The following is a 15,247-nucleotide window of genomic DNA, read 5'->3' on the forward strand; positions in this document are numbered from 1 at the left end:
CGACCAACGGTCGTCACCCACCAACAGCAGTGGTCCTCACCCACCACGGGCCAGGCCTTCAGGCCAGGGTGAACACGCCCACCGATTCGACCAGGCGCGCGGCCTGCTGTTCCATGCTGCGCGCGGCAGCAGAGGCTTCTTCCACCAGCGCGGCATTCTGCTGGGTCGCGCCGTCCATCTGCACCACGGTCTGGTTGACCTGTTCGATCCCTGCGCTCTGTTCCTGCGAAGCGGCGGAGATCTCGGCCATGATGTCGGTCACGCGCTGCACCGAGGCGACGATCTCGCCCATCGTGCTGCCCGCCTGGCGTACCAGCGCGGAGCCATCGGCCACCTTCTCCACCGATTCATCGATCAGCCCCTTTATCTCCTTTGCCGCCGCCGCCGAACGCTGTGCGAGCGTGCGCACTTCACTGGCCACCACGGCGAAGCCGCGGCCCTGGTCGCCTGCGCGCGCGGCTTCCACGGCCGCGTTCAAGGCCAGGATGTTGGTCTGGAAGGCGATGCCGTCGATCACCGAAATGATCTCGGCGATGCGCCGCGAAGACGTTTCGATACCGCCCATCGTCGCCACCACCTGGCCCACCACCTCCCCGCCCTGCGATGCCACGCTCGCCGCGCTGTGGGCCAGGTCGTTGGCGGTGCGTGCATGTTCTGCGTTCTGGCGCACGGTGGAGGTGAGCTCCTCCATCGAAGCGGCGGTTTCTTCCAGGTTGGCGGCCTGCTGTTCGGTGCGCTGGGACAGGTCGCTGTTGCCACTGGCGATCTCCATCGCCGCTTCGCGGACACCGCCGGCCACCTGCTGGATGTCGGCGACGATCGTCGCCAGTTGCGCCGCCGTGGTATTGGCATCGCCGGCGATACGCGCGAACACACCATGGAATTCACCTTCCATGCGCGCACGCAGGTCACCGTCGGCGATCGCGCGCAGCATGCTCGATACCTGGGCGAGGTTGCCGTCGGTGGCCTGCATCAGCTGGTTGAGGCCGGCCACCATGTCGGCGAAATCGTGCTCGAAGCGGGACACGTTGCCGCGTTGGCTGAAGTCGCCGGCGGCAGCGGCGCCTGCCAGCTGCTTGATCTCGGCATTGATCGCGCCGAGGTTCGCCTTGGCGGCATCCAGTGCATCGGTGATGACGCGCTTCTCGCCCGGCAGGCGGTCCATGTCTTCGGAAAGATCACCGACTGCGTAACGGCCCATGACGGCGATGGCACGCATCTTCACCTGGATGTGCGCTGCGACCAAGGCATTGCAGTCGGCCACCATGCGGCCGTAGGCGCCGGGGAATGCAGCGGCGTCCATGCGATGACTGATCCGACCCGCTTCGTGGGTGCGGGCCATCTCTGCCTGCGCTGCCAGCACACCGCGCAGCGTGCCCTGCACGTCCTGCATGGTCGTGGCCAGTCGGCCGATCTCATCGCGCCCCTGCACCTGCACGCGGTAGTCCAGGTCGCCGGCGGCCACGGCGCGCGCAGCGGCTTCCACCGCCACCACCGGCCGCACGACAGCGCGGCGCAGCCACCATGACAGCGCAAGCAACAGCAGCACGGCGGTGATGACCGTCACCACGGCACTGGTCACCAGCAGTTCGCGTGCGTGGCTCGCGCGGCGCGCGATGGCCGCATCCGCGACCTTCGCGGTATGCGCGGCCAGGCCGTCCAGCGCCTGTGCCAGCGGGCGGTCGCGGCCGCGCACCGGCGCATCACCGGCGGCCGGGTCGTAACCCGATGCGATGTAAGCCTGCAGCGCAGCCTGGTAGTCACGCTGCAGCGTGGCCTGGTCGGTCATGAACGCCGCGACCAGCTCACGCGTCCGGCCATCCTCGGCACGGCCGACCCTGGCAGCCAGTTCCGCTACCTTGCGTCCCTCTTCGGTCAAGGCGGCTGCGTGCTTTTCGCGCAGCGCATCATCGGCACCCCGCAGCAGCACGTTCTTCCACTCCTGCACCTGCAGGCGGAACTCCCGTTGCAGCTGTTCGGCATCGCGGCTGACCGCATAGGACGCCGGCATCGCCGCCCCCAGGTCGAACCAGGCCGACGCCAGGCCGGCCAGGGCGCTGGCCACCAGCAACAGCACGCCGAGCGAGGTGGCGCCGATGAGTTTGAACTGGATGCCACGAGCAGGTGGGGGAGAAGCGGGCGAGGCGTTCCGCATGAGCGCATGGGTCCGGGAAGGGGAGACCTCCTTATCGGGTGCGTCCCTCAATGCTTAAGTGCGAAGTGCGTCACGGTTATCGTTCCATTCAACGACGTGAAAGATATGTGATCTTCATCGTGGCTCATCAATGGAACAGTGCCGAGCATGACGCACCGGCCGATGCGGTTGCAACGGCGGAACGGCCGGGGGCAGGTCTGCGCGCGGCTAGGCGCTGGCTTCGTCCAGCTCGGCAATGTCCTGCGCCGACAGCGCCAACGTCGCCGCTGCCAGGATCTCGCGCAGCTGCTCGACGCTTGTGGCGCTGACGATCGGCGCGGTGATCGAAGCACGCGCGATCAGCCAGGCCAGCGCAACCTGGGAGGCGGTCGCGGCATGCTTGCCGGCGATGTCATCCAGCGCCCCCAGGATGCGGTTGCCGCGCGGGTTGAGGTACTTCGCCACCACGGCCTGGCCGCGTGCGGGGCTCCGGGCCGCGTCTTGACTGCGGCGGTATTTACCGCTCAGGAAACCACTGGCCAGCGAGTAATAACTGATCACCCCGAGCTGCTCGCGCTGCACCAGGGCTTCCAGGCCGGCCTCATAACCGGAACGGTCGTAGAGGTTGTATTCCGGCTGCAGCGTTTCATACCGCGGCAGCCGGTAGTCGGCCGATATTTTCAGCGCGTCAGCCAGCCGCTCGGCACTGTAATTGGAGGCCCCGATGGCGCGGACCTTGCCCTGTTCGATCAGCCGCGCGAAGGCCCCAAGCGTCGTCTCCAGCGGCGTGGATTCGTCATCCTCATGCGCCTGGTAGAGATCGATGACATCGGTCTGCAGGCGACGCAGCGAGCCTTCCACCGCCGCGGTGATGTTGTCTGCCGACAGGCCGGGCTGTTCGGACCACTTCGCCACCTTGGTGGCCAGAACCACCTTGTCGCGCTTGCCGCTGCGTGCGAACCACCTGCCGATCAGGGACTCCGATTCACCGCCCTGGTTGCCCGGCACCCACGCCGAATAGGCGTCGGCGGTATCGACCAGGTTGAAGCCGGCATCGACAAAGGCGTCGAGCAGGGCGAAGGTCGTTTTCTCGTCCGCACTCCAGCCGAACACGTTGCCACCGAAGGCGATGGGATGCACCTGCAGGCCCGAACGGCCGAGTTCGCGGGTTGCCGTCATGCGGAGTCTCCTTGTATAGCCATGCCAGCAGCATAAGGGGAGGGAGATGACGCTGCTGCGGCACCGGCCGCAAAACTGTGTTCCGGTGCGCCGCGCGGCGCTAACGCTTTGTGAACACCGAAGCGGTGCGGACTGCTAGTCTGCGCCCATCATCCAAGCGAGCCCCGCCATGAAGAACCTGATCACCGTGTCTGCCTGTTGCCTCGCCGTGGCAGCGGCGCTGTCGGCATCACCGCTGTATGCCCGCTCGCCGGTGGCCGCCAGCGCGGCGTCGCAGGTACAGGTCAGCCCGGCGATCGAGGCGGCGGTCAAGTCCACCATGCGCGATCCGGCCAATGTCACCCGCGATGGTTTCCGCCATCCGGCGCAGACGCTGTCGTTCTTCAAGCTGACCCCGGCCAGTACGGTCATCGAGATCACCCCCGGCAACGGCTGGTACTCGGAAATCCTGGCACCGCTGGTGCGCCAGCAGGGCCAGTACATTGCCGCGGTGGTGGATCCGGCATCGGTGCCGGAAGGACGTGGCCGCGATTACCAGCAGCGCAGCCGCGATGGCCTGCAGAAGAAGTTCACCGCCTCGCCTGCACAGTTCGACAAGGCCACCGAAGTGGCCTATGACCCGGCCGCGCCGGTGTTCGGCAAGCCCGCTTCGGCTGACGTAGTGCTGACCTTCCGCAATGTGCACAACTGGCGCAAGTCCGGCCAGGCGCCGGGCATGTTCAAGGGTTTCTACGACGTGCTGAAGCCGGGCGGCGTGCTGGGCGTGGTCGAACATCGCGCCAAGGCCGATGTCGGCGACGACGACGGGTCCGGCTATGTCGGCCAGCAGCAGGTGATCGCGATGGCCGAAGCGGCAGGTTTCACCCTCGATGGCAGCAGCGAGATCAACGCCAACCCGCGCGATACCAAGGATCATCCCAATGGCGTGTGGACGCTGCCGCCGTCCAACAACCACGACGCTGCCGATGCGGCCAAGTACAAGGCGATCGGTGAAAGTGACCGGATGACGCTGCGCTTCATCAAGGCGGCGCGCTGATCACTTTCGCACGCGGGTCTGCTGTGGTCAGCGGGGGCGCCCCGGCGTCTTCCGCTGGCTGGTTAGGGGCCTGGGACAGTGCGCTCCGCAGTAAGGCGACCGGATGCGTGTCTGAGTTGCCCGGGTCCGGAAGAACGGTGTTGAACAACACGGTGACATAGCCGGTAGCAGCCAGCTTGGCGGGATCGCCCGTCATCGGCAGCTGGGCCATCAATTCGCGCGCTGCACTGGTGGGGGCAAGCCCTGCCAGGGCGGGACGGCCGAGCGCGACGGCATGCTTGATTACCCACTGGTCGAAGGCCAGCAGACGTGCCTGCGCAGAGGGCATTGCCGCATGCACGCAGGCGACCATGGGCTGCATTGCCGTTGCCCGCATCAGGTCGGTGAAGTGCGCATCCCTCGCCTCGGCGACAGCGCCCGCTGCGCCAGCGGACGTGGCACGGCCCGGGACCGGGTCAGGCACTGGCTGCAGATGCAGGGGGCGGTTCTCGATTCGCGCTGGTGGCGAGCCGGTCGATGCAGGGGTGGAAGCTGCCAGCGTCGCTGGTGGCGTCCGGGCGCGGGGTGCTGGAGGATTTCCGGCGGCGGGCAAGTGCATGGGGTGCTCCTGGGTTGCGGGGATGCCATGACGAAGGCCACGGCATGCGTCAGACTTGACACACTCACATTCCCACCCAGCCTGCTCGGCTGACGCACGCCCCACCAGGGCCATCTGCGCCGCATCGCCGAACAAGGCAGAAAACTGCAACCATGTCCTTGATCCTGTTCAACAAGCCGTTCCACGTGCTGTGCCAGTTCACCGACCGCAGTGTGCCGCCGCGGCCGACGCTGGCGGGCTTCGGCCTCCCGCCGCAGGTCTATGCGGCGGGGCGGCTGGACCACGACAGCGAAGGGCTGCTGCTGCTCACCGACGACGGTGGCCTGGCCCACCGGCTGACCGACCCACGGCACAAGGCGGACAAAACCTACTGGGTACAGGTGGAGGGCGAACCGACGCCGGAAAGGCTGGCGCAGCTGCGCCGTGGCGTGCTGCTCAACGACGGGCCCACCCTGCCTGCCGGGGTCGAGCAGATCGATCCGCCTTCGCTGTGGGTGCGCGATCCGCCGGTGCGTTTCCGTAAGACGGTGCCCGATGCGTGGCTGGCCGTGACGTTGCGCGAAGGGCGAAACCGCCAGGTGAGGAGAATGACGGCAGCGGTAGGCCTGCCGACGCTGCGACTGGTACGCGCATCGATCGGCCCCTATCAGCTGGGCGGGCTCCAGCCGGGGCAGTGGCGGCAAGCGGAATAAGGGCGGCTGCGGGGGTGTGGCCGGCGAGCACCTGCGCACTCTCTGCAGCGTGAAAACGACGAAGGGCGTGGCATCCGCCACGCCCTTCATGCCGCCTAAGCGGCCAGGACAGCTGCGGGACATCAACCCGCGTTACGCACTCAGGCGTCGCTGCCGATATCGCTGTGTTCGTCCTGGATCGTGCTGGCACGACGATCGCGCGCCGCGACGCGCTGCGCCTGTCCGTTGACGACATGACCACCGGCCAGCTTCTTCTTCTGCTGCTTGCGATACAGCGCATAGCCCAGCAGGCCCACGCCAACGGCAGCAGCGGCGATGGTCACCGCCGGATTGCGGCGCGCGGCCTTGGTCGCGATCCGGCCACCGGTCTTGACCGCGCCCAGTGCTGCGCCGGTCTTCAGCCAGTCGGCGGCGGTGGGGCCGAAGTGGCGCAGGCTGCCGCCCAGGTTACCGCCAGCGTGCTTGATGCCATCGCCTGCGCTATGGGCCAGGTCCAGCGCGCGTTCCAGTGCACGATCGGTGATTACGGTCAGTCTGCTCATGTGGGGTCCTTTGCCTCGGGTCGAAGTCCAGTGTCGCGCGGTCGCTGTAAACGGCATGTCAGGCAAGCAGGCGCGCGGCGTGACTCTACCGCAGCCGTTCAGGATAGGGCTGGCCAAGGCACGCTGCCTAGGTCCCGCGCGGCTTGGCGCGGTGGGTCGCGGTGGCTGTCCATGGATCATCCGGCCAGGGATGGCGCGGGTAACGGCCCTTCATTTCTTTTTTGACTTCGGCATAGGTACTGGCCCAGAAATTGCGCAGGTCCTGGGTGACCTGCAGTGGACGACCGCCCGGCGAGAGCAGGTGCAGGGTAAGTGCGACACGGTTGTCGGCAATCCGCGGCGTGTCCGCCAGCCCGAACAGTTCCTGCAGCTTCACCGCCAGCACCGGCGGAAGCGGCTCGCCGGTATCGCTGTCCAGTGCGTAGCTGATCGTGCGCTCCAGCCCGGATGGCACGCTGATGCGGGTGGGTGCATGGCGGTCCAGCAGCTGCCGCTGCGACCATTCCAACGGGGTCTTCAGTGCCTCGCCGAAGCTGGCTTCGTCCAGCGCATCCAGCCGGGTCCTGCCGGTGAAGGCAGGCTGCAGCCACGCGGTGCGCGTGGCCAGCAGGGCCGCATCGCTGACATCCGGCAGGCCGAGCTCGGGCATCCAGCGGCGCAGCGCTTCCACCCGCGCCTGCCATTGCCGCAGGCCCTCTGTCCATGGCAGGGCCTGCAGGCCGAGTTCGGCCACCGCTTCGGTAAGCGCGGCGGCGGCATGCGCCGGGTCGACGCGTCCGGCCGAGCGGCTGTCGAGGACGATGCGCTCGAAGCGGCTTTCGCGCAGCGCCACCAGCGCCCGGCGCTCGGCGTCCCAGCGCACGATGTCCTCGCTGACGAAGCGCGAAGCGAACACGCCGCGCAGGTACTGCTCATCCACCGGCGCGGCGCGCAGCAACAGCCCATCGCGTGCCTCCAGGCGCAGTTCGCTGGCCACCAGCCACGGCTCGCCGCGCAGGTCGCTCAGCTCGTGCAGGCGCGCGCTGCGGCCGTTGGCCAGCAGGTAGCGCTGCGGATCGTTCGGATGGCGGAAGGCAATGCGGTCCGGGAACGCATGCGCCAACAGGTCACCCACCTGGTGCGCTTCGATGCTCGAGGGCGGCGCGGCGTCGCAGCGCAGGCGTCGCCGCCACTGCCTGGCCGCTGCATCGATGGCGGCCAGCCCGCTGCGGCTCGCCTCATGCGGTGCACGGCCATTGCGGAATGCGGCCAGTGCGCGCCAGCGGGGTGCCAGTGCGTCGCCGCCCTGGCGCAGTGGGTCCCGCGCCTCCAGCAAAGCGGCGATATCGGCCGCCAGCGCCTGTTCGGTCCTGGTGCCTGCGGCAAGCAGCATCGCCGCAAGCCGGGGATGGGTGCCGACCGCCAGCATCCGGCGGCCCTGTGCGGTGATCGCATGGGCGGGCGACAACGCACCCAACCGCTGCAGCAGCTCGCGCGCGGCGGCCAGCGGCCCGGCCGGTGGCGCGTCGACGAAGCGCAGGTCACTGCTGCCCCACGCCGCCAGTTCCAGGGCCAGCCCGGTCAGTTCGACCTGTTCGATTTCCGCCCGGCGTTGCGGTTCCAGCCGCTGCGACTGCGGCCACAAGCGCCACGCCCAGCCTGCTGCCACGCGGCCGGCACGCCCGGCACGCTGGTCGGCCGATGCCTGGGCCACGTTCACCACGTCCAGCCGGGTGAAGCCACTGTTGGGGTCGTACTGCGGCTCACGCGCCAGCCCGCTGTCGATCACCACGCGCACGCCGGGCAGGGTGACCGATGATTCGGCCACGTTGGTGGCCAGCACCACGCGGCGGCGTCCATCGGCCGCCGGTTGCAGCACCCGGCCCTGCTGTTCCACGGGGAGCTCGCCATGCAGCGGCAGCACCTCGGTGGCTGCGTCCACGGTGTCGTGCAGGCCGGCCAGCACGCGCTGGATTTCGCGTTGTCCGGGCAGGAACACCAGCACGTCGCCGGGATGGGTGGCCAGCGCCTGCTGCACGGCGCGGCGCACCTGCAGCTCGAGGGGTTCGTCGCGGCGGGCGGGGAAGTGCGAGACCTCCACCGGAAAACTGCGGCCCTGGCTGGACAGGCGCGGCGCATCCAGGAAGCGCGCCAGCCGCTCACCGTCCAGCGTGGCCGACATCACCACCAGGCGCAGGTCGTCGCGCAGCTGCGCCTGCACGTCCAGCGCCAGCGCCAGGCCGAGATCGCCGCTGAGGTGCCGCTCGTGGAACTCATCGAACACGAGCGCACCGATGCCTTCAAGCATCGGATCATCCTGCAGCATGCGCGTCAGGATGCCCTCGGTGACCACCTCCACGCGGGTGCGTGCGGACACCTTGTTTTCGAAGCGGATGCGGTAGCCGACGGTTTCGCCGACTTCCTCGCCCAGCTGCCGTGCCATGAACTGGGCAGCACTGCGCGCGGCGACCCGGCGCGGTTCCAGCAGGATGATCTTCTGCCCGCCCAGCCACCGCGCGTGCAGCAGCGCCAGCGGCACCTGGGTGGTCTTGCCGGCGCCGGGCGGGGCTTCCAGGACCAGCCGCGGGTGCAGGTCGAGGCTGTCCTGGACCTGCGGCAGCAGCGCGGAAATCGGGAAGTGCGGGGTACTCATCGCACAAGGATAAGGGGCCATGGGGCTGGCAGGTACAATGAGCCGGCGTTCCCCACTGCGATGACCATGCAACTGATCGATATCGGCGCCAACCTCACCCACGACTCCTTCGACCGCGACCGCGATGCCGTGCTGGCGCGTGCGCGCGAGGCCGGCGTGGCGCAGATGGTGATCACCGGCGCCAGCCGCGAACATTCACCGTTGGCGCTGCAGCTGGCGCGCCAGCACCCCGGCCTGCTGTATGCCACCGCCGGCGTCCACCCGCACCATGCGGTGGAATACACCGACGAATGCGATGCGGAAATGCGCGCGCTGCATGCGCATCCGGAAGTGGTGGCGGTGGGCGAGTGCGGGCTGGATTATTTCCGCGACTTCTCCCCGCGTCCGGCGCAGCACCGTGCGTTCGAGCGGCAGCTGCAGCTCGCTTCTGAAGTCACCGCGGCCGACGGTGCGCGCAAGCCGCTGTTCCTGCACCAGCGCGATGCGCATGCCGATTTCATGGCGCAGATGAAGAATTTCGAGGGCCGCATCGGCGCGGCGGTGGTGCATTGCTTTACCGGTGAACGCCAGGAAATGTTCGATTACCTGGACCAGGACTGGTACATCGGCATCACCGGGTGGCTGTGCGACGAGCGCCGCGGCGCGCACCTGCGCGAGCTGGTCAAGCACATCCCGGCCAACCGCCTGATGATTGAAACCGATGCGCCGTACCTGCTGCCACGCTCGCTGAAGCCGATGCCCAAAGACCGCCGCAACGAGCCGATGTATCTGGCGCATATCGTGGAAGAGCTGGCCCGCGACCGCGGCGAAGCGACCGATATCGTAGCGGCCACTACCACTGCGGCTGCGCGCGCGTTCTTCCGCCTGCCTGGCTGACCAACGACCGTTGGTCGTGGTGGGTGACGACCGTTGGTCGTCACTTCCTGCGCGGCGCTACCGCCTGCCATCCCCCTGCTCCCACGCATCCTGCAGCCCCTCGCGGTAGCTCGGAAAGCGCGGCTGCCACTGCAGCATCGCGCGCGTGCGGCGGCTGTCGATGCGCTTGTTGCCTTCGTAGAACCGCCGCAGCGACGGGCTGACCGCCGGATCGTCCCACTGCTGCTGCGCGGGCAGCGCATACCCACCCAGCTGCGCGGCGTACGCCAACACCTCCTGCGGCGGGGCCGGTTCGTCATCGGCCGGCAGGTACAGCCCAGCAGGCTGCGGATGCTGCAGGGCCGCCATCACCACATCGGCCAGGTCCTCCACGTGCAGGCGGTTGAAGACCAGCCCGGCGCGCACCACGTGGCGGGCACGCCCGGCGGCCAACTGCACCAGCGCGTTGCGACCGCGCCCGTACAGACCCGGCAGCCGGAACACCGCCGAGTCGATACCCCGTTCGCTGGCCAGCGCCTGCCACTGCCGTTCGGCGTGAAGCCGCTGCAGTGCCGACGGCGTGGTGCCGTCGGCCAGCGAGGCCTCGTCGATCCAGCCGCCATCACGGCTCGCGTAAACCGCCGTGGAGGACAGATACCCGGCCCAGCGCAGTGACGTGCTGCTGGCCAGTGCATCGCGCAGCTGGCGCAGCGCTGGGTCACCGTCGGCATCGGGCGGGATCGTGCACAGCACGGCCTCGGCACGCGCCACCATGTCCAGCAGCGGCGGGTCGAGCGGATGATCGGCGGCAAGGCGGTGCCGGAGCAGGGCGTCACCACGGTGCGCGGCTGGATCGCGCACGGTGCCGGCCACCTCCACGCCCTGCGCGAGCAGGCGGCGTGCCACGGCCTGGCCACTGTAGCCAAGCCCGAGGACCAACACGCTCTTGGGAAGGTCTACCACCTCGTTCAGCCCGCGCGCTGCGCCTGGTAAGCCTGCAGGGAACCGAAGGCCTGCGCCAGCAGCGGAGCGTCCTGGCCGAAGCCGCGCGCACGCGCCAGCATGTCACCGACGATGTGGTCCGCTTCGACCTGCTGCCCCGCTTCCAGGTCACGCAGCATCGAGGCCTTCAGCGCGGAGCCCGGCTGGGTCAATGCGGCCAGCGCGGTTTCCTGTGCGCTGGCCGGTATCGGCTCGCCGGATGCCTCGGCGACGGCCACGCATTCGGCGTACAGCGCCCGCAGGAAGTCCTCGCCGCCCTCGCTGCCCATGATCGTGCCGATGTCGGCACGGCGCAGGCAGGTAGCGGCCGCCAGTGCGGTCAGGAAGGTGTACTTGACCCACTGTTCCTGGCGGATGTCTTCGCTGGCGAGGTGGTCCACGCCGCCCTGCACGCAGGCAGCAGCGAAGGCCAGCACACGGGCGCTGAGGCCGACGTCATCGCGCTCGCCGAAGGTCAGTCTGGCCGGCTTGGCCAGGTGCAGCACCGCGCCATCGGCATCCTTGGCCGCGCTGATGAAGCACAGTCCGCCCATCACCGCATCGCGGCCGAAGCGTGCATCCAGCGCGGCGTAGTGGCGCAGCCCATTGAGGATCGGCAGCACGCTGGTGCGCGGTCCAACCGCCGGCGCGATGGCCTCGATGGAACTGTCCAGGTCATAGGCCTTGCAGCTCAGTACCACCAGGTCGAACGGGTGCCCGGCGACCAGCGCCGGCAGCGCATCGGCGGTGACATGCTGCACCGGGAAGGCGGCATCGCCGAGCGGGCTGCGGATGACCAGGCCATCGCGCTGCAGCTGGTCCGCGCGTGCCGGGCGCACCAGGAAGGTCACGTCCACCCCGGCTTGGGCCAGGCGTCCGCCGAAGTAGCCACCGGTACCGCCGGCGCCAAGGATCAGGATGCGCATGTGATTCACACTCCAGGTTCAGGATAAACTGAATGCGTTGAACGGGTTACGGGGCGTCCCCGGGGCAGCTCTGGTATGCTGTCGACTGGATCGGGGATTCCCGGTCGGCATTGGGCCTCGGCGGATTCGCCGGGGCCTTTTGTTTTTACGGGAAGCACTTCAGACCGTATCCGATGTAGCGGCCCAATGGGTCGCGGTCCAACTTCCGCTCGATGACATCCCATGCACGATTGGACTGACTGGGGCGCAACTGCTTCAGTCCAATCGGACGGGCGACCAGGTCGGCAAGCTGCAGGCCGATGGAATTGTTTTTCTTGTCCGTCAGCACGGGTTCGAACGGCAGATGGATATTGCCGAAGTTGTCTCCACCGCAGATGCGGCGAAAAGCCAGTTCCAGGTCAGCGTCTTCATTGCGGCCGCGCGATTCGCACAGAACATGCGTCAGTACGGGTCCCTCTGCATCAGAGGTCTGCCCCAGTCTTCGTAGCGAATAGAAAATTCTTTCCAGGCAGAAGCGCAGCGACAGCTCGTAGGGGTTCTCTTCGCGTCGTCGATGCTCCGCTAGCTGGCGCTTGTCTATCACTGCGGAGAACACGGTCATAGGCGTCCGATCGAGCACATCGGTCAACGCCTGAATGAAGGCCTGTTTCCTGTTGGGTTCACGAAGCACCGAAAACGGCCCCAGGTCCTTGCGGATCTCGCGCTCATGCAGGATGACCGCATCGTGGCCGAACGTTGAGAACTTCAACTGCTGCATCGCCGGAACCACGGTGCTCATGTAGTCCCTCTTGCTGATGAGGCAGCAGGACAGCACGAACAACGGATAGCCGTCGTCGATGCTGTCCATGCCATGGTCGCCACTTTCATCGACAAATACGATGTAGTCGCTGAACCGCATCACGTCAGCTGCGCAGGCCGACGCCACGGCGCAGCAGCCACAGTGCCACGAAGGTCAGTGCCACCACGAAGCCCAGCATCAGCGCATAGGCCACCCACAGCGGTACGTCGCTGGTGCCGAGCAGGCCGTAGCGGAAGGCGTTGACCATGTAGAAGATCGGGTTGGCGTGGGTTGCCGCTTCAGCCCAGCCCGGCAGCAGCTTCACCGAATAGAACACGCCGCCCAGGTAGGTCAGCGGGGTCAGGATGAAGGTCGGCACGATCGCCACGTCATCGAACTTCTTCGCGTAGACCGCGTTGATGAAGCCGGCCAGCGAGAAGATCGTCGCGCCCAGCAGCACCGTGGTCAGCGTCACCAGCGGGTGCGGGATGCGCACCGGGGTGAAGAACATGGCGATGATCAGCACGATCACCCCGACCATCAGGCCGCGCAGCACCGCGCCGGCCACGTAGCCCCACAGGATCACCCAGTTCGGCATCGGGCTGACCAGCAGTTCTTCCACGTGGCGACCGAATTTCGCACCGAAGAAGGAGGAACTGATGTTGCCGTAGCTGTTCTGGATCACGCTCATCATCACCAGGCCCGGCACGATGAACTGCATGTAGCTGTAGCCGCCCATCTCGCCGACGCGCGAGCCGATCAGCCCGCCGAAGATCAGGAAATACAGGGTCATGGTGATCGCCGGCGGGACCAGGGTCTGGCCCCAGATGCGCAGGATGCGCGCCACTTCGCGGCGCACCACGGTGGCCAGTGCGATGCGGTTGCGCTGGCCATCGGTCAGGATGGGGGTCGGGGTGCTGCTCATGCCACGTTCTCCGGGTTGCCGGTGAGGCGCACGAACAGCTCCTCCAGGCGGTTGCTCTTGGTCCGCATCGAACGCACGCGGATACCCGAGGCGTTGAGTGCGGCAAATACACGGTTGAGGTCCATCGCGCGCGGCATGTCCACGTCCAGCGTGTGCCCGTCGGTGGCGATCAGCGTGGCGCCTTCGATCTGTGGCAGCTCGGCCGGCAGGCTGCCGTCGATGTCGAACAGGAAGCCCTCCACGTCGAGCTTGGCCAGCAGCTCGCGCATCGGCCCCTGGGTGACGATCTGGCCATGGTTGATGATGGCCAGGTTGCGGCACAGGTGTTCGGCCTCTTCCAGGTAATGCGTGGTGAGGATGATGGTGGTGCCGGCGGTGTTGATCTCCTTCAGCACCCGCCACATGTCGCGGCGGATCTCGATGTCCACGCCGGCGGTCGGTTCATCCAGGATCAGCAGGCGCGGCCGGGTCATCATCGCCCGGGCGATCATCAGCCGGCGCTTCATGCCGCCGGACAGCGTGCGGCTCATCACCTGCGCCTTCTCCCACAGGTGGGCGCGCTTGAGCTCTTCCTCGGCGCGCTTTTCCGCTTCGGCGCGGTCCACGCCGTAGAAGCCGGCGTAGTTGACCAGGATGTCGAAGGGTTTCTCGAACAGGTTGAAGTTGATCTCCTGCGGCACCAGGCCGATCAGCCGCATGGAGGCGCTGCGTTCACCCACCAGGTCGGTGCCGAACACCTCCACCTGGCCCTCACTGAGGTTCACCAGCGAGCTGACGATGCCGATCAGGGTCGACTTGCCGGCGCCGTTGGGGCCCAGCAGGGCGAAGAAATCGCCCGGGGCGACTTCCAGCGAGACGCCCTTGAGGGCAACGGTGCCGTTGTCGTAGGTCTTGCGCAGGTCGCGCACGCGCAGGGCGGGCGCACTGTTGTTCAGGGAAGCCAAGCGGAAAGCCTTTGCGCCTGCGGGTGGCGCATGGAGGAGTGCAGGGAGGGCTATTATAGATCCCCCCACGGGCTTGCCCCGGCTACACACTGTTCCCACTGCCGTGCCAGTCCAATTTCCCATGAAGCTGGTCGACCGCCGCATGCTGGCGCCGACCGTAGGCCATTACCAGTTCCTCCGCGATGACGGCCAGCCGCTGGATTTCCAGCCCGGCCAGTTCATCCAGGTCCATTTCCAGTACGCCGATGGCACGCAGACCAAGCGCAGCTACTCGCTGGCGACCCTCCACGACCACGCGCTGGGGCCAGGCGAGGCGGTGGATATCGCGGTCAGTTTCGTCCCCGGCGGCGCCGCCACGGCGCTGTTCGAAGGCCTGGACATCGGCGGTCAGCTGAGCGCCAGCGGGCCGTACGGCCGGTTCTGCCTGCAGCCGGGCGACCTCAATGGCCGCTACCTGCTGATCGCCACCGGCACCGGGGTCACCCCGTATCGCTCGATGCTGCCCCTGCTGGCCACCGCGATGGCCGAGCGTGGGCTCCAGGTGGTGCTGCTGCAGGGCGCCCGGAGCCCGGCCGAGCTGTTGTACAGCGAGGATTTCGAAGCGTTTGCCGCGGCCCAGCCGAACTTCCGCTACATCCCGTGCCTGTCCCGCGAGCTGCCGGCCGACCCCGGTCCGGACGTGCGCCATGGGTACGTGCAGCAGCACCTGGCTGATCTTGCGCCGGATGCCGCTACGGACATCGCCTACCTGTGCGGCAACCCGGACATGGTGGATGCCTGCGTGGACGCGCTGAAGTTGGCGGGTCTGGGCAACTCGCAGATCCGGCGCGAGAAGTACGTTTCCAGCAAGTAGTCTGGTCGAACGGGTGAAACCCCCTCGCGGGTAGCGCGAGAGCCGCAGCTTTGGGTGGGCCGGGCGCTGGGGCTGGTCGGGGGACGGCAAAAACCGCCCCTCCGGGGTCCGGCCCAGCCGCTGGGCGGCTGTGCGTTCGGGCGCTTGCGAAGCGGTGCTTCGCAAGCAAAGC

14 protein-coding genes are annotated in these 15,247 nt (G+C 67.6%); 4 read left to right on the top strand and 10 right to left on the bottom strand.

Annotated features, from left to right (window positions below; all coding sequences use genetic code 11):
• Positions 1–58: 58 nt before the first annotated feature.
• Positions 59–2,155 carry a methyl-accepting chemotaxis protein gene (locus H9654_RS10650; protein ID WP_191770802.1) on the bottom strand — a complete coding sequence of 699 codons (2,097 nt, stop codon included), beginning with the start codon at positions 2,153–2,155 and terminating at the stop codon, positions 59–61.
• A gap of 207 nt (positions 2,156–2,362) precedes the next feature.
• Positions 2,363–3,313 carry an aldo/keto reductase gene (locus tag H9654_RS10655; protein WP_191770803.1) on the bottom strand — a complete coding sequence of 317 codons (951 nt, stop codon included), beginning with the start codon at positions 3,311–3,313 and terminating at the stop codon, positions 2,363–2,365.
• Between the two features lie 169 nt (positions 3,314–3,482).
• On the opposite strand from H9654_RS10655, the gene H9654_RS10660 reads away from it, so the two are divergent.
• A complete protein-coding gene (locus tag H9654_RS10660) occupies positions 3,483–4,349 on the top strand; it encodes a class I SAM-dependent methyltransferase (RefSeq protein WP_191770804.1) in 867 nt (288 codons plus the stop codon).
• Here H9654_RS10660 and H9654_RS10665 read toward each other — a convergent pair.
• Positions 4,333–4,710 carry a hypothetical protein gene (locus H9654_RS10665; RefSeq protein WP_191770805.1) on the bottom strand — a complete coding sequence of 126 codons (378 nt, stop codon included), beginning with the start codon at positions 4,708–4,710 and terminating at the stop codon, positions 4,333–4,335. The two genes, H9654_RS10660 and H9654_RS10665, sit on opposite strands and share 17 nt — an antisense overlap.
• Before the next feature lie 389 nt (positions 4,711–5,099).
• Here H9654_RS10665 and H9654_RS10670 point away from each other — a divergent pair, with 389 nt between their 5' ends.
• A complete protein-coding gene (locus tag H9654_RS10670) occupies positions 5,100–5,639 on the top strand; it encodes a pseudouridine synthase (protein WP_191770806.1) in 540 nt (179 codons plus the stop codon).
• A 140-nt stretch (positions 5,640–5,779) separates the two neighbouring features.
• On the opposite strand, the gene H9654_RS10675 is transcribed toward H9654_RS10670, so the two are convergent.
• Positions 5,780–6,181, bottom strand: coding sequence for a hypothetical protein (locus H9654_RS10675; protein ID WP_101099390.1), 402 nt, complete (start codon positions 6,179–6,181; stop codon positions 5,780–5,782).
• 127 nt (positions 6,182–6,308) lie between these two features.
• Positions 6,309–8,813, bottom strand: a complete 2,505-nt coding sequence (gene hrpB / locus H9654_RS10680) for an ATP-dependent helicase HrpB (protein ID WP_191770807.1) — start codon at positions 8,811–8,813, stop codon at positions 6,309–6,311.
• 66 nt (positions 8,814–8,879) lie between these two features.
• Between hrpB and H9654_RS10685 the strand changes: the two genes are divergently transcribed.
• Positions 8,880–9,689: a TatD family hydrolase gene (locus H9654_RS10685; protein WP_191770808.1), complete on the top strand. Its 810-nt coding sequence runs from the start codon at positions 8,880–8,882 to the stop codon at positions 9,687–9,689.
• 57 nt (positions 9,690–9,746) lie between these two features.
• On the opposite strand, the gene H9654_RS10690 is transcribed toward H9654_RS10685, so the two are convergent.
• The 5 genes from H9654_RS10690 to H9654_RS10710 all read right to left on the bottom strand — a co-directional run bounded on the left by H9654_RS10690 (position 9,747) and on the right by H9654_RS10710 (position 14,186).
• Positions 9,747–10,631: an NAD-dependent epimerase/dehydratase family protein gene (locus H9654_RS10690; protein WP_318241135.1), complete on the bottom strand. Its 885-nt coding sequence runs from the start codon at positions 10,629–10,631 to the stop codon at positions 9,747–9,749.
• A gap of 5 nt (positions 10,632–10,636) precedes the next feature.
• Positions 10,637–11,575, bottom strand: a complete 939-nt coding sequence (gene panE / locus H9654_RS10695) for a 2-dehydropantoate 2-reductase (RefSeq protein WP_191770809.1) — start codon at positions 11,573–11,575, stop codon at positions 10,637–10,639.
• Positions 11,576–11,720: 145 nt separating this feature from the next.
• A complete protein-coding gene (locus tag H9654_RS10700; RefSeq protein WP_191770810.1) occupies positions 11,721–12,473 on the bottom strand; it encodes a DUF3800 domain-containing protein in 753 nt (250 codons plus the stop codon).
• 4 nt (positions 12,474–12,477) lie between these two features.
• Complete coding sequence (locus H9654_RS10705; protein WP_191770811.1) at positions 12,478–13,278, bottom strand: ABC transporter permease; 801 nt, start codon at positions 13,276–13,278, stop codon at positions 12,478–12,480.
• Positions 13,275–14,186 carry an ABC transporter ATP-binding protein gene (locus H9654_RS10710; protein ID WP_455233760.1) on the bottom strand — a complete coding sequence of 304 codons (912 nt, stop codon included), beginning with the start codon at positions 14,184–14,186 and terminating at the stop codon, positions 13,275–13,277. The genes H9654_RS10705 and H9654_RS10710 overlap by 4 nt, the downstream gene beginning before the upstream one ends.
• A 139-nt stretch (positions 14,187–14,325) precedes the next feature.
• Between H9654_RS10710 and H9654_RS10715 the strand changes: the two genes are divergently transcribed.
• Complete coding sequence (locus tag H9654_RS10715) at positions 14,326–15,075, top strand: ferredoxin--NADP reductase (RefSeq protein WP_101099385.1); 750 nt, start codon at positions 14,326–14,328, stop codon at positions 15,073–15,075.
• Positions 15,076–15,247 lie beyond the last annotated feature (172 nt).

Source organism: Stenotrophomonas lacuserhaii (assembly GCF_014836545.1).
Taxonomy (GTDB): Bacteria; Pseudomonadota; Gammaproteobacteria; order Xanthomonadales; family Xanthomonadaceae; genus Stenotrophomonas; species Stenotrophomonas lacuserhaii.